The 13908-nt window shown below is 59.6% G+C and carries 13 protein-coding genes and 1 riboswitch; of the genes, 5 read left to right on the top strand and 8 right to left on the bottom strand.

All coding sequences use genetic code 11. The features are described 5' to 3' along the window. Positions 1 to 121 precede the first annotated feature (121 nt). Positions 122 to 661 carry a sigma-70 family RNA polymerase sigma factor gene (locus tag B5G40_RS07240; RefSeq protein WP_087399202.1) on the top strand — a complete coding sequence of 180 codons (540 nt, stop codon included), beginning with the start codon at positions 122 to 124 and terminating at the stop codon, positions 659 to 661. Continuing rightward, positions 658 to 1692: a hypothetical protein gene (locus tag B5G40_RS07235; RefSeq protein ID WP_087399201.1), complete on the top strand. Its 1035-nt coding sequence runs from the start codon at positions 658 to 660 to the stop codon at positions 1690 to 1692. The genes B5G40_RS07240 and B5G40_RS07235 overlap by 4 nt, the downstream gene beginning before the upstream one ends. Positions 1693 to 1739: 47 nt before the next feature. On the opposite strand, the gene B5G40_RS07230 is transcribed toward B5G40_RS07235, so the two are convergent. Then, complete coding sequence (locus B5G40_RS07230; RefSeq protein WP_087327612.1) at positions 1740 to 2345, bottom strand: ECF transporter S component; 606 nt, start codon at positions 2343 to 2345, stop codon at positions 1740 to 1742. 81 nt (positions 2346 to 2426) lie between these two features. After that, positions 2427 to 2555: riboswitch (FMN riboswitch) on the bottom strand. A gap of 145 nt (positions 2556 to 2700) precedes the next feature. Here B5G40_RS07230 and B5G40_RS07225 point away from each other — a divergent pair. Beyond that, on the top strand, positions 2701 to 3198 hold the full coding sequence (locus B5G40_RS07225; RefSeq protein WP_087327610.1) for an SLOG family protein: 498 nt from the start codon (positions 2701 to 2703) through the stop codon (positions 3196 to 3198). A 36-nt stretch (positions 3199 to 3234) separates the two neighbouring features. Here the strand turns inward: B5G40_RS07225 and B5G40_RS07220 are convergent, their stop codons facing one another. The 7 genes from B5G40_RS07220 to B5G40_RS07190 all read right to left on the bottom strand — a co-directional run bounded on the left by B5G40_RS07220 (position 3235) and on the right by B5G40_RS07190 (position 11322). Further along, complete coding sequence (locus B5G40_RS07220; RefSeq protein WP_087399200.1) at positions 3235 to 3789, bottom strand: winged helix-turn-helix domain-containing protein; 555 nt, start codon at positions 3787 to 3789, stop codon at positions 3235 to 3237. A gap of 113 nt (positions 3790 to 3902) precedes the next feature. Continuing rightward, positions 3903 to 5513: a potassium/proton antiporter gene (locus tag B5G40_RS07215; protein WP_087399199.1), complete on the bottom strand. Its 1611-nt coding sequence runs from the start codon at positions 5511 to 5513 to the stop codon at positions 3903 to 3905. Between the two features lie 85 nt (positions 5514 to 5598). Continuing rightward, entirely contained in the window at positions 5599 to 6366 is a 768-nt protein-coding gene (locus B5G40_RS07210; protein WP_242959317.1) for an ABC transporter permease, read from the bottom strand. Between the two features lie 103 nt (positions 6367 to 6469). Next, positions 6470 to 7429: an ABC transporter permease gene (locus B5G40_RS07205; RefSeq protein WP_087188203.1), complete on the bottom strand. Its 960-nt coding sequence runs from the start codon at positions 7427 to 7429 to the stop codon at positions 6470 to 6472. 99 nt (positions 7430 to 7528) lie between these two features. Continuing rightward, complete coding sequence (locus tag B5G40_RS07200) at positions 7529 to 9103, bottom strand: ABC transporter substrate-binding protein (protein ID WP_087399198.1); 1575 nt, start codon at positions 9101 to 9103, stop codon at positions 7529 to 7531. A gap of 18 nt (positions 9104 to 9121) precedes the next feature. Beyond that, positions 9122 to 10954 carry a glutamine--fructose-6-phosphate transaminase (isomerizing) gene (gene glmS / locus B5G40_RS07195; RefSeq protein ID WP_087389473.1) on the bottom strand — a complete coding sequence of 611 codons (1833 nt, stop codon included), beginning with the start codon at positions 10952 to 10954 and terminating at the stop codon, positions 9122 to 9124. A gap of 98 nt (positions 10955 to 11052) precedes the next feature. Beyond that, on the bottom strand, positions 11053 to 11322 hold the full coding sequence (locus B5G40_RS07190) for a YlmC/YmxH family sporulation protein (RefSeq protein WP_087265733.1): 270 nt from the start codon (positions 11320 to 11322) through the stop codon (positions 11053 to 11055). Positions 11323 to 11429: 107 nt separating this feature from the next. Here B5G40_RS07190 and B5G40_RS07185 point away from each other — a divergent pair, with 107 nt between their 5' ends. Beyond that, on the top strand, positions 11430 to 12401 hold the full coding sequence (locus B5G40_RS07185) for an AEC family transporter (protein WP_343286727.1): 972 nt from the start codon (positions 11430 to 11432) through the stop codon (positions 12399 to 12401). A gap of 139 nt (positions 12402 to 12540) precedes the next feature. Continuing rightward, a complete protein-coding gene (locus B5G40_RS07180) occupies positions 12541 to 13893 on the top strand; it encodes an MATE family efflux transporter (protein WP_087265736.1) in 1353 nt (450 codons plus the stop codon). The last annotated feature ends 15 nt before the right edge of the window (positions 13894 to 13908 follow it).

The raw sequence follows: 13908 nt of genomic DNA, 5'->3' as shown, positions 1-13908 counted from the left end.
ACTCCCACCAGCCCCTGAACGGATTTACCCCCGTTCAGGGGCTTTTTTTGATAAAATTGTGGGGAACATCGTCAGGTATTCCGCTGCTCCATCGTACTGTTGGGTGAAAGGGGGGAAAGGCATGGATACCACCATGGACCGGGACCGAGAGGCCCAGCGGGTGCTGGACCAGTACGGCAGACTGCTGCGCACGGTGGCGGACGCTCTGCTGCCCGGATACCCGGAGGAGGCCGAGGAGTGCGTCCAGGACACTCTGTGGGCCTATGTAGACGGCACTCAAACGTGGGACCCGGCCAGGGGGAGCGAAAAGACCTATCTCTGTGTGCTGGTCCGCAGCCGGGCCAAAGACCGCCGCCGCAGGCTGACCGCCCGGCGGGAGGACTCCCTGGAGGAATACCAGGGGACCCTGTGGGCGGAGGACCACGCCGAGCGCTCCGCCCTTCGGGACGGTGTCCGCCGTGTTCTGAAGGCCTTAGGTCCTGAGGAACGGAGACTCTTTACCCTGCGGTTTCTCTACCAATGGCCCTCCGCAGAGATTGGGAAAACACTGGGGCTGTCCCCCAACGGGGTGGACGCCCGGGTGACCCGCCTGCGCAAGAAGCTAAAGCGGCTGCTGGCCCAACAGGGACTGGGCTGGGGCGGAAAGGAGGATACCAGATGAAAGCCTATCATTGGGATGAGCTATTGGAAGATGAGGACCTTATGGAGCTGACAGAGGAGGCCATAAGCCCCAGGACGGCACGGCGCATTCCCTGGAGGCAGCTGGGGGCTCTGGCGGCCTGTCTGGCACTCATTCTGTGTCTAGCCAACTACCAGGCTCTGGCGGCAGCAATGAAGCGAATTGTGGATTATTTCGCCGGGGTGGGAGCGGCAGAGCAGGGCACCCAGGTGCTGGTGCTGGACGCGCCCCTGACCTGGACCGACGACACCTGGACTTACCACCTGAACGCCTATCAGGCCGGAGCGTATCTCTTCGTGCAGATGGAGTACCTATCCACCGAATTGGAGCAAGGTGCGGATATCAGCGACGGCGTGCCCGATTATGACTTGCAGGCCGAACTGCTCCCTCCCACAGACTGGGATGCGTCCTGGCTGCCCCAGAAAAAGGCGCTGGATCGCTGCTCTGCATCCTATGAGGACCTCAATCACTGGGAGTCTCCGGAAGGAGCCGCCCTGCGAGAAGCGGGCTACCGCACCTACGGCTCCCATTCCAATCTGTTCCAGGTGGGAGCATTTTCCAGCAACAACTACCGGTTTAGGATCACGTTTACCAACAGCTCGGCAAGCAAGGGGTATCAGACCTTTACCTATGAGAAAGAACTAAACCTGGTTCCTGGGAAAGCTGAGGCTACCGTTTCTGACAGCCGTACCTTCCCGGAGGGAACGATTACAGTGCTGGTGAGCAAAGACGGCTCCGGCGTCACAAACTTTGTGGACTGGTCCCCGGAGCTGACTGGGGACAGCTCTATCCACGCCCTGGATCTCCAGTTTATAGGCGCCTCGGGCAAACAGTATCCAGCCGGATTCCACAACACCTACCTGGAGGACTTTGCTCATGTAGAATACTACCCCAGATTCCCGGTGGATGAACCCATTGCCGCAGTAGAGATCACAGGGGTCCTGTTTGAGGACCCATCTGGTGCATGGCAGCATAACTATGAGAATCTGAACTGGATCATCCCCCTGACCTAGTTTTCCAACAAAAAACGACCGCCTTTTGAAGTCGGTCGTTTTTGCATTTACCGTTTTCCGTGGATCAGGGGGGACAGGGGCTTGTAGATCAAAAAGCAGATCACCGCGTCCAACAGGCCCTTCAGCAGGGTGAAGGGGGCATTGAACACCACAAGGCACTCCAGCAGGCCGTTGGTGGAGGGGCGAATGGCCTGATACATCCCGATGATAGTATCGATGGGCATAAAGTTGGAGTAAATGGGGTAGGTAATATAGTAGTTCAGGGGAATGGACAGCAGGGCCATGATGATCGCACCCACCAGAGCGCCCAAAATGGCGGTCTTGCGGGACTTGTGGAGCTGGTAGAGCAGGCCCGCCGGGAACACAAAACAGGCACCCAGCAGGAAGTTGCACAGTTCACCGGCACCGCCGGTGGTGGTGATAAGCAGGTGGAGCAGGTTCTTCACCAGGCACACCACCACGCCGTACACCGGCCCCAGACCGAAGGCGGCCAGCAGGGCGGGCAGCTCGGATACATCCATCTTTACAAAGCTGGGGATGATGGGGAGAGAAAACTCCAGGAACATCAGCACAAAGGCCACAGCGGAAAACATGGCCGTCACCGTCACGGCGCGGGCGCCCACCCGCCGCCGGGCGGAAACAGAATTGGTCATAACAAAACACTCCTCATTACCGGATCTGCTGAACCAAACTGCCGTTCAGAGTTCCATGCAATGGGAGCGTGCCAATGTACCACACGTCTTCTTCCATCCAGACTTCGCACACTGTGCGTCACTGTCGGTCCCGGAGTTCCACCGGGTCGGCCAAAACGGCTCGCGGACTTTACCGCCGATCGGGATTTTCACCCTGCCCTGAAGACAGTCATTCAGTTGTCATCCCCTATTATACACATTCCAACACAATTTGCAACTGCTTTCTAAGGCAAAAACAAATGTTCGATTTTTATTGACTTCCAATAGGGAATCGTTTACAATATGGGCAGCATCAAACTGCGGAGAGGGGTTGGCTATGAGACGGGACATCAGTTGCTGCTTTACCGGGCATCGACCGGAAAAGCTGCCCTGGGGTGAGGACGAGCAGGCCCCCTCTTGCCTGGAAGTCAAGGATAAGCTGGCCGCGTCGGTAGTGCGTGCCTATGAAGCAGGATACCGACATTTTCTGTGCGGTATGGCCCGGGGCGCTGACTTTTACTTCTGTGAGGCGGTGCTTGCTCTGCGGGAACAGATGCCCGATGTCACGCTGGAGGCAGTTATTCCCTGTGAGGAGCAGGCCGCCCGCTGGGGCGAGCGGGACCGGGACCGGTATTACGCACTGGTGGAAGCCTGCGATGGGGAGACCATGGTACAGCGCCGCTATGACAAGGGCTGTATGCTCCGCCGTAACCGCTATCTGGTGGATCACGCCGCCCGGCTTATCTCCATCTACAATGGAATGCTGGGGGGCACCATGTATACCATCAGCTATGCCATGAAGCAGGAGCTGGAACTGGATATTATCTATCTGTAAAAATCAGGGCCGGACAAAAGTCCGGCCCTGATTTTTTTACAATTCCTCCCCGGCCCGGTAAGCAAGCACCACATATTCCCAGTGCTCCTCTGCCTCCGGCCGGAGGGCTCCGTGCTTCTCCAGATAATCCGTCACCAGCTCCATCAGCTCCTTACGCTGGGCGGTATCCAGATGGAGGGCCCCAAAGCGGAGCACCCCGTAGTCTTTCAGTTCCTGTTCCACATAGCGGTACACGTTATCCAGCAAACTGCGGAAGGTGCTGTCCACCAGATTGGCCGCCAGGGCCTCCCGCTCGCCCTGGAAGCCGTCCTTCCGGCCCAGACACAGCCGCAGCCGCACATCCCGCATCTGATAGTAAGTCGTCTTGCTCCCGTCCCGCCGGGTACCCTCCCGGGCTGACACCAATCCTATTTTCACCAGCTTGTTCAAATGGGAATGGGCGGCACTGGGAGACAGCTGCATCCGCTCCGCCACCTCATTGGCGGACAGCGGCCGAGCCACCAGGCGCAGCAGATGGATCATTTCCTGCCGTACCGGGTTGAGCATCACGCGCAGTTGCTTTTTTTCCGCCAGTTCTACCGTATACTCCACCAGTGGGGCCTCCTTTGCCACGAAACCGGTTCACATGATCCTTTGTTATCATGATAACACTTACCGTTTGGTAATGGCAAGAGATTTTAGCCCCTCCATCCATTTTTTCTGATTTACGCGGGACGCATATTCTCCCCTTCGCTGACCACCAGGGTATCTCCCTGGCAGAGTACCGTTCCCCCTTTGGGTACAGCGGTGGTACCGTCCGCCCGGCGAACCAGTACGATGAGCACCTCCGTCGGCAGATCCAGCTCCCGGATGGTGCGGCCAATCCATTCCTTATGCTCCTCCACCGGAAGCTCCCGCAGGCTGACACCGCCGTCGTCCTGATAGATGGGCGTGCTCACCACCAGCAGGTCCCCCGCCTGGACCACGGTGCTGCCGTTGGGGATCAGACTCTCTTCCCCCCGGCGGATGGTGACCACCAGAGCATCGGCAGGCAGATTGCACTCCCCTACCGTCTTTCCCTCCCAGGGGTGTCCCTGCTGGATGCGGAAGCGGGTCAGGTGGAGCTGCCGCTGGTCCTGATAGTCGTTGAAGGTCCGTCCAATGTTGTCCTCTGTATCCACCATATCCAGCTTGCGGGCCACCAGAGGCAGCAGGGAACCCTGAACTGCCACGGACAGCAGGGAGATACAAAAGACAATATGGAACAAATCATAGCCGGTTTCCGCTCCCCCGGCCAGAGCCATAATGGCAAACACAATGGAGGCCGCGCCCCGCAGTCCCGCCCAGGACACCAGCAAACACTGACGCAGTTTGCACCGGAAGGGAGCCAGCAGCACAAAGACCGCCAGCGGCCTGGCCACCAGTGTCAGGAACAGGGCGATGGCCACTGCCGGAAGGAGTACGCCGGGCATCTGCGTGGGGTAGGACAGCAAGCCCAGCAGGAAAAAAATGATGATCTGGCCCAGACCGGTCAGGCCGTCAAAAAAATGGACCAGGGAGGGCTTATGAGGAATTTTGGCGTTGCCCAGCAGGATCCCTGCCAGATAGGTACCCAGATAGCCGTTGCCTCCCACGGCAGCAGGCAGGGCATAGGCCAACAAGGCGGCTGCCAGCACAAAAATGGAGTCCATGCCGTCCGCCAGATGGACCCGCCGCAGAACGAGCACCGACAGGCCGGCCACCGCCAGACCCAGCGCAACGCCAAATACGATCTGGGAAAAGACCATCCAGATCAGATTGCCGCTCTCCCACACCCCCATCAGCGAGAGGGCAATCATGGTCAGCATATAGGACATGGGATCGTTGCTGCCACTTTCCAGCTCCAGCAGGGAGGCCGTATGGTACCGCAGGCCCAGCTTTTTGGAGCGCAGAATGGAGAACACCGAGGCCGCGTCGGTGGAGCTAATCACCGCGCCGGTGAGGAAGCTGGTCAGGGGCGGAAACCCCAATGCAAAATGGCAGAAGAGGGCGGTAAGCAGAGCGGTCATCGCCACCCCCAGGGTGGACAACACCACCGCCCTGGCCGCTGCCGGTTTGGCGGCTTCCCAGCGGGTGCCGAATCCGCCGTAAAACATAATAAAGATCAGAGCCACCGAACAGATCTGCTCCGCCGCCCGGAAGTCATCGAAGGGGATACGCAACAGCCCATCGGAGCCAAACAGCATCCCCAGAGCCATAAAGAGCAGCAGTGCCGGCACTCCGGCCCGCTGAGAGAAGCGGCTGGCCAGAATACAGGCTACCAGCACCACACCGCATAAAATCAACATATATACCATCTATTACCTCCTTTTGCTGCAAAACAGCTCCGGTCCTTCCCGGGCTGGAGCTGTTTCAGGTTCTCCAACTGATATTCCGCTGTTCTCAGGACCGCCGACCGTCGAACCGGGGGTCAAGCGCATCCCGCAGGCCGTCTCCGATACCCGCCAGACAGAGCACCGTGAGAATAATGCACAGGCCCGGCGGCAGCCACACCCAGGGCCGGGCGGTGAGCACCGTCAGGTTACTGGCATACTGGATCATACTGCCCCAGGATGCCTGGGGTGCCCGGATGCCGAAGCCCAGAAAACTAAGGCTGGATTCCGACAGGATGGCCCGCCCCGCCCGCAGGGGGATAGAGCACCATACGGGGGAGATCACATTGGGCAGCACATTTCGCCGCAGGATGGTCCCGGTCCGGGCGCCAAGGGCCCTGGCTGCCAGCACATATTCCCGCTCACGCACTGCCAGGGTATTGCCGTACACCAACCGGGCAATTCCCGTCCAGCCCAGCAGGCCCAGCACCAGTACGATATTGGTGGCCGACGGACCCACTACCGTCACCAGGCAGAGCACCAGCACGATAGAGGGAAAGGTCTGAAAGATATCAGCCAACCGCATGATCCAGAACTCCCAGGCTCCCCGGCGGTAACCCGCCAGCAGGCCCAGAGGCACACCCAGAGCGGTGCTGATGGCGGCAGAGCTCAGGCCAATGAAGAGGGATACCTGCCCTCCGCTCAGCAACCGGGCCAGCAGGTCCCGGCCCACATCGTCGGTACCCAGGGGGTGCTCTGCCGACGGCGGAGCCCAGAAACCTGCCTCCAAATCGCTGGCATTGGGCTCCAGACCCAGCAGCGGCGGCAGCAGCAACACCGCAAGAATCTCCAGGCAGAGTATATAAAGACATACCATCGCCCTCCGGTCCGCCCTAAACCGGTCCCAGGGGCTGCGGCCTAAACGTTTTTCCTCCATAGCCCTACCCCTTCCCATAGCGCACCCTGGGGTCCACCAGTCCGTAGACCAGATCCAGGAGCAGGTTGGTTAGGAGCACCGTCAGGGCGATGACCACCGTGACGCCCATTACCACGGGATAGTCCCGGCCGGAGATACCGGAAAACAGAAGGCTGCCCATACCCTGCCAGCCAAAGATCTGCTCCACCACCACGGAGCCACCCAGGATATGAGGAATGTGGCTGAGAATGGTGGTAAGCACCGGGATCATAGAGCCACGGAAGGCATGGCGTACCATGACCGCCCGTTCAGTGAGCCCCTTGGCATAGGCAGTGCGGATATAGTCCTCTCCCAAAGTCTCCAGGCAGGCGGCCCTGGTCTGCTTCACCAGCTCGCCCACGCTGCTCAGACACACCACCCCTGCCGGGAGGATCAGATGGCGGAGCAGGTCGGCCAGGCTGGTAAACCGCCCGGCGGCATACATCCCGTTGGCGGGCAACCAGCCCAGAGTGACGGAAAAGACAAAGATGCCGGCCAGGCAGAGGAAAAAGCCAGGCACACCGAAACTGACCAAGCTAAGGGCAGAGGCCGCCCGGTCCCAGCCAGACCGGGGCTTCCAGGCAGCCAACACCCCCAGGGGTAAAGCGATGGCTATCGCCAGCACCACACCGGTGCCGGTGAGCAGCAGGGATGGTCCTACCCGCTGGGCAATGAGCCCAGCCACCGGTTTCCCGTTGGTGTAGGAATTGCCCAAGTCTCCCCGGAGCAATCCGCCCAGCCATGAGAGATACCGCTGCGGCAGGGGCTGGTCCAGCCCCAGGGAGGCGGCCAGGGCAGAGCGGTCGGCGTCGGTGGCGCCACTTCCCTCCCCCATCAGGTCCAGGATGGAGCCCTGGGCCAGATTAAGCATACAAAATACCAGAATCGTAATTCCGAAAAAGACCGGAATGGCCGTCAGCAGACGACGGCGGAAATATTGTCCCATAGTTTTCGCTTCCTCCTGCACTTCCGGCCCCAATCAGGGGCACGGGCCGCTATGGGCGGCGGCCCTACGGAGGTCTTTCTAGTTTGGAGAAGGGGCCTTTCAGGCCTCCTTCATGCGCCACGCCCAGATGTTCTCATTGGAGAAACTGGACGAGGGGTAGTCGATGTTGTCCACTGTGGGAGACTGGGCATGGAGGGTACGGCCAAACCACAGGGGGATAAAGGGCCGCTGATCAGCCAGCAGCTCCTGCAGCTTATCCAGCATGACCTGGCGAGTCTCCCAGCCCGAGGAACTCTTGATCTGGTCAATATAGTAAGTGTAGGGCTCCAGATCGGCAATGTGGAAGATGTTGTTGCTCTCACTGAGGCGGCTCTCCGTAAACCACAGAGGCAGCGCGCCGGGGGTATGGCTGGCAATGGCCATGTCGTACTTGCCGTCAGCCATACCGGAGAAGAGGGCGGCGGAGTCCACCGTCTCGATGGTCACATTCATACCCACCTCGGCCAGTTCCTGCTGCATGAGGGCAGCCAGACCGGAGCGGTTGGAGGTACAGGCCAGGGTATAGGTCCGCCCGTCGTAGCCTCCCTGCTCCAGCAGCGTCTTGGCTCCCTCCACGTCCCGCTGCCAGGTCAGGGAGCAGGTGTACTCCGTACCCGGAGTCACGTCGGTGGCAGTGGGCTCACCCAAACCATGGGTGGACTGAAGGCACAGTGCCTCCTTATCCAGGGCCAGATCGATGGCCCGGCGCACCTCTGCACTGGGGATGGTCTCGCAGTTGAGCATCAGTTCATAGAAGGTGTTGGGGACCTCGCCCTCCAGCACCTCAATGCCTCCCGCTTTGGCGGTTTCAGCATCATCCATGGACAGGTTGCCACCAAAGGCATAGTAATCCAGATCGCCGGAAATGAGGGAGGACAACAGGTTGGACTTATCGATCACCGTCACCACCAGCTGATCAAAGTCGGGACAGCCCAGCTGATAGTCCTTGTTGATGTCCAGCACCAGCTGGCTGCCCGGGATCTCCTCCACAAACTTGCAGGGGCCGGAACCTACAGGTGCGTCCCACAGGTCAAGTTCCATAATGTCCGCCGGTTCGGTATCCGCCAGCAGATGGGTGGGCAGCACATAGAGCTCCCGGTTTTTGTCCAGCAGGAAGTCCTCCGGGGTGGTAGCGCTCTTGAAGGTGAGCTTCAGGGTGTACTCATCCACTGCCTCCGCCCCCAGCTGCTCCCCCGCCACGGCGCAGCCGTTGCTGTCGGTGCCTGCCAGCACGGAGAAGGTACCACGGCCCAGGGCCGGACAGTCCGGGTTGGTAATGAGGGCAATGGTATCCGCCCAGTGCTGGGCGGTCACCGGAGTGCCGTCGTGGAAGGCAGCCTTTTCATCCAGGTGGAAGAGCACCGCCATACCGTCGTCGGTACTCTCCCAGCTTTTAGCGCCTCGGGGGTCCAGGGTGCCGTCAGCATGGACATAGGCCAGCCGGTCATAGATCTTATCACAGACAATACGGGTGTAGTTGCTGCCCGAAGGACTGTTATAGGGCATCAGGGAGTCCCAGGCATTGGATAGGCCATAGCGCACCGTGACCTGCTCTGCGGTCTCTTTCTCTCCGCCGCAGGCCGTCAGCCCCAGGGCCAGAACGGCTGCCATCAGTAATGCGATCAGTCGTTTCATGTCGTTCCTCCGTCTTTTTTATTCCACTGTTACAGACTTGGCCAGGTTCCGGGGTTTATCAATATCACAACCCCGCTGCAGCGCCGTATAATAGGCGAACAGCTGCATAGGCACCACTGCCAGGGAAGGCAGCAGCATGGGATGGGTCTCAGGAATGGCAATCACATGGTCCGCCGTACGGCTGAGATCGGCCGCCCGGTCCCGGGTGGTAAGACCCAGTACGTCGGCTCCCCGGCTCTTGACCTCCACCGCGTTGCTCACTGTCTTTTCAAACAGGGGCCCGCACCCGGCCAGGGCCACCACCAGGGTGCCCGGCTCAATGAGGGAGATGGTGCCGTGCTTGAGCTCTCCGGCAGCGTAGGCCTCCGAGTGGATATAGGAAATCTCTTTCAGCTTCAGCGAGCCCTCCAGACCCACCGCATAGTCCAGATTGCGGCCGATGAAGAACATGGAAGGCCGGTTGAAGTACAGGGAGGCAAAATACTGGATGTCCTCCCGATTTTCCAGGATCTCCTGCAGCTTGTCCGGAATGCGCTGGAGCTCTGCCAGAATGGCATCATAGTTCGCCCGGTCCAAGGTGCCCAGCAGGTCGGCGCAGTACAGGCCGATGAGGTAGATCACCGCCAGCTGGGTGGAATAGGCCTTGGTGGTGGCCACGGCGATTTCCGGTCCGGCCCAGGTGTAGAGCACGCTGTCGCTCTCCCGGGCAATGGTGGAGCCCACCACGTTGACAATGGACACCACCTTGGCGCCCAGCCGTTTGGCCTCCCGCATGGCAGCCAGGGTATCGATGGTTTCGCCGGACTGGCTGATGACCAGGGCCAGAGTACGCTCCGACACAATGGGATCGCAGTAGCGGAACTCGGAGGCCAAGGTCACCTCCACCGGCTTTCGCAGCAGTTTTTCCAGGATATATTTGGCCGCCACACCCACATGGTAGGAGGAGCCGCAGGCAATGATATACAGCCGGTCCATCTCCTCCAGCTCACGGGCGGTGAGCCGCCAGTCATCCAGCACAATACGGCCGTCCTTGATGCGGGGGGAGATGGTCTTGCGGATTGCTTCGGGCTGCTCCATGATCTCCTTGATCATAAAGTGCTCGTAGCCGCCCTTCTCCGCCGCAGAGATCTCCCAGTCCACATGGCGGCGCTCCTTCTCCACCGGGCGCAGGTAGGAATCGTACACCCACAGGTGGTCGGCAGTCAGTTCCGCGATCTCACCGTCATCCAGAAAGCACACCTCTCTGGTGTACTTGATGAGAGCAGTGACGTCGCTGGCCAGATAGTGAGCGCCGTCGCCGAAGCCCAGAATCAGCGGGCTGTCCTTTCGGGCAGCAATGAGCCGGTCAGGGCAGTCGGCGCACAGGATGCCCAAGGCGTAGGCGCCCCGGATGGTGTGGAGGGTACGCACCACTGCGTCCAGCAGGTCGCCCTGATAGTAATACTCCAGCAGCTGCGCCGCCACCTCGGTATCGGTATCCGACACGAACTGCACTCCCTCGGACTGGAGGAATTCCCGCAGCTCAGCGTAGTTTTCGATGATACCGTTGTGGACTACGGCGAACCGGCCATTCTCGCTGACCTGGGGGTGGGAATTGACGTCCGACGGGGCCCCGTGGGTAGCCCACCGGGTATGGCCCACGCCAATGGTGCCGTGAAGGGTGCTTCCGCCCTTAACCAGGTCGTTTAGCACCTGAAGCCGCCCTTTGGCCTTGGCCACCTGCATTCCTTCTTCTGCTCCGTATACCGCTACACCGGCGGAATCATACCCCCGGTACTCCAGCCTGGACAGGCCGTCCAACAAAATTGGCGCAGCCTCCTCCCTTCCAACATATCCAACAATCCCGCACATGGCGATCCTCCTGCGTATTTGACGTGTTTGATATATGGTGCTTTAAAATAGAATTATAGCACGGAAAAGCTGGCAAAACAATGGCAGAACACCCGAAATTAGGCTCGTTCCCTCCGCTCTCTCTGTCTGACCTGCGTCCCCTCCACCAAAATGGTGTCCGCACCGAAGCGGCGCACCGCTGTCCAGGGAAAAACCGTGTCCGGTTCCCGCCCCAACAGGCCAAACAGGCGCAGCCGCCCAGGCACCACCAGAGCACTCACTTTGCCCTCTTCCAGATCCATAATCACATCCCCCACATAGCCGATCCGGCTGCCGTCGCTGATATTGATGATCTCCTTGTCCCGTAACTCCGATCCCCGGCACTCCATAGCGCAATCCCCCTTTTTGATATCCCTATGCGCCGGCCAGGTTGACCCATTCCACTTACCATTTGGTAATCTTGCACCTGTATAGCGGAGGGGATATAATGAAATAGATGTCATTTCTGGAGGAGATCGTCATGCTGGACAATCTGATCTATTGTCTCAATGGTACTATACCCATTTTTTTGCTCATGCTGCTGGGTGTCGCATTCCGTAAAATGGGCTTTTTCAGCCAGGCCTTTGCCGATAAGCTCAACAGCTATGTGTTTAAAGTGGGCTTGCCCGTCATGATGTTCAAGGACCTGACCGGCTCCGACTTTTTCCAGGTGTGGGACACCTCCTTTGTGGTATTCTGTTTTCTGGCCACTCTGGCCTCCATCCTGCTCACCGCCCTGTTCAGCCGTATGTTGAAAGAACCCCCACTGCGAGGGGAATTCATTCAGGTGGGCTACCGCAGCAGCGTGGCTCTGCTGGGCGCCGCCTTTCTGGAGAACCTCTACGGCAGCGCCGGGGCCGCCAGCCTGATCATCATTGGCGCGGTCCCCCTCTATAACGCGGCGGCGGTGACGGTACTCTCCCTCACCAGCCCCACTCAGAAGGGCCTTTCCAAGGGGGCGGCCAAGAAAGTGGCCAAGGGAATTATCACCAATCCCATCATTCTGGGTATTATCGTTGGCCTGGCCTGGACCCTGCTGCGCATTCCCCAGCCTACCATCCTCACCAAAACCGTGAACAGCATCTCCGCCACCGGTACCCCTCTGGGACTCATGGCCCTGGGCGCCTCCTTTGATTGGAAGAAAGCTATCGGCCGCATCAAGCCCGCCCTCTCCGCCACCGCCCTCAAGCTGGTGGTCTTTGTGGCCATCTTCCTGCCCATCGCGGCAGCCATGGGCTTCCGGGACGACAAGCTGGTGGCCGCCCTCACCATGCTGGGCAGCCCCACCACCGTCAGCTGCTTCGTGATGGCCCGCAACATGGGCCACGAGGGCACCCTCACCTCCAGCACCGTTATGCTTACCACCGGCTTCAGCGCCTTTACCCTGACCCTGTGGCTCTATGTGCTGAAAACCCTGGCCCTCATCTGACTTTGACAAAAATTAACGGATGGGCTCCCTGAAACAGGGGAAAAAGACGGCGTTTTTCCCCCTTGCATTTTGTCATGGAGACACTATACTAATACGGTACTTTCTATTTCCCATTTCTGTACCGAAAGGAAGCCCCTCCATGGAACAAGCAACCGTCCTTCGCCGGCGCGAGCCGGGCATTCTGTCCCTCACCTGGCCCATCTTCATCGAACTGCTTCTTCAGATGCTGGTGGGCAACGCCGACCAGGTCATGGTGGGGCACTTTGACCCCAACGGCGTAGGCGCCATCGGCAACGCCAACCAGATCACCAATCTGGTGCTGCTGGTCTTTTCCGTTATTTCCACCGCCTCCACCATTCTCATCTCCCGTTACCTGGGAGCGGAGGATAAACAGCGGGTCAACGAGACCTACACCCTTTCACTGCTGGTCAACGCTATCTTCGGTCTGGCGGTAGGAACCCTGCTTATCGTTCTGTGCGGCCCCATCTTCACCCTGATGCAGGTACCGGCGGAAATCCTGGACCGCAGCTGCCTGTACCTGCGGATTATTGGCGGGGGCATGGTGTTCCAGGCGGTCTATCTCACCTTTACCGCCTTTTTCCGTTCCAACCAGATGATGAAGGAGAGCATGATTGTTGCTGTGATCATGAATCTGCTCAACATCGGCGGCAACGCGGTGCTCATCGGTGGTACCTTCGGCCTGCCTGCCCTGGGCGTGGCAGGCGCCGCTCTGTCCAGCGATATCTCCCGTGTGGTGGGCGTCATCCTTATCGCTTTCCTGTTCCGCCGGAAGTTTGGCCCTGTGCTCTCCCTCAAGCTGCTCCGCCCCTTCCCCACCGACCAGCTGCGCCGTCTGCTGCGCATCGGCATCCCCGCCGGCGGAGAGTCCATCTCCTATAATCTGTCCCAGGTGGCCATCCAGTCCATCTGCAACCTGTTTGCCATTTTCGTCATCAACACCCGAGTGTACGCCAATATGTTCGCCATGCTCACCTATATGTTCGGCTCCGCCATCTCCCAGGCCGCCCAGGTCATGGTGGCCCACCTGATGGGCGCCGACCGGGTTCCCGACGTGGAGCGGCTGGTAAAACGCACCTTGCTGGCCTCCCTGGCTATCTCCGGTCTGATGGCGGTGATACTGCTGGTGTTCTGTCAGCCCCTGCTGGGCCTGTTTACCAAGGATCCCCAGGTGCTGGAACTCTTCCGCATCATTATGATCATCGAGATCCCCCTGGAACTGGGCCGTGCGGTGAACATGGTCATGTGCCGGGCTCTTCAGGCCTGCGGAGATATTCGCTTCCCCATCACCATCTGCATTTTCAGCGCCTGGCTTACCGCTGTAGTAGGCGGTTTCCTGCTGGCCGTGCCCCTGGGCCTGGGGCTGGCGGGGTTGTGGATTGCCATGGCCTGCGACGAGTGCCTGCGGGCGGTGCTCTTCCTGCTGCGGTGGCGCAGCCGGGCCTGGTGCCGCAAAAATGTACTGTCCATGTAAGAAAGGATGTGTTGT

The sequence above is a fragment of the Flavonifractor sp. An9 genome (assembly GCF_002161245.1).
GTDB lineage: Bacteria > Bacillota > Clostridia > Oscillospirales > Oscillospiraceae > Flavonifractor > Flavonifractor avicola.
This window is presented reverse-complemented; position numbering and strand designations above follow the sequence as displayed.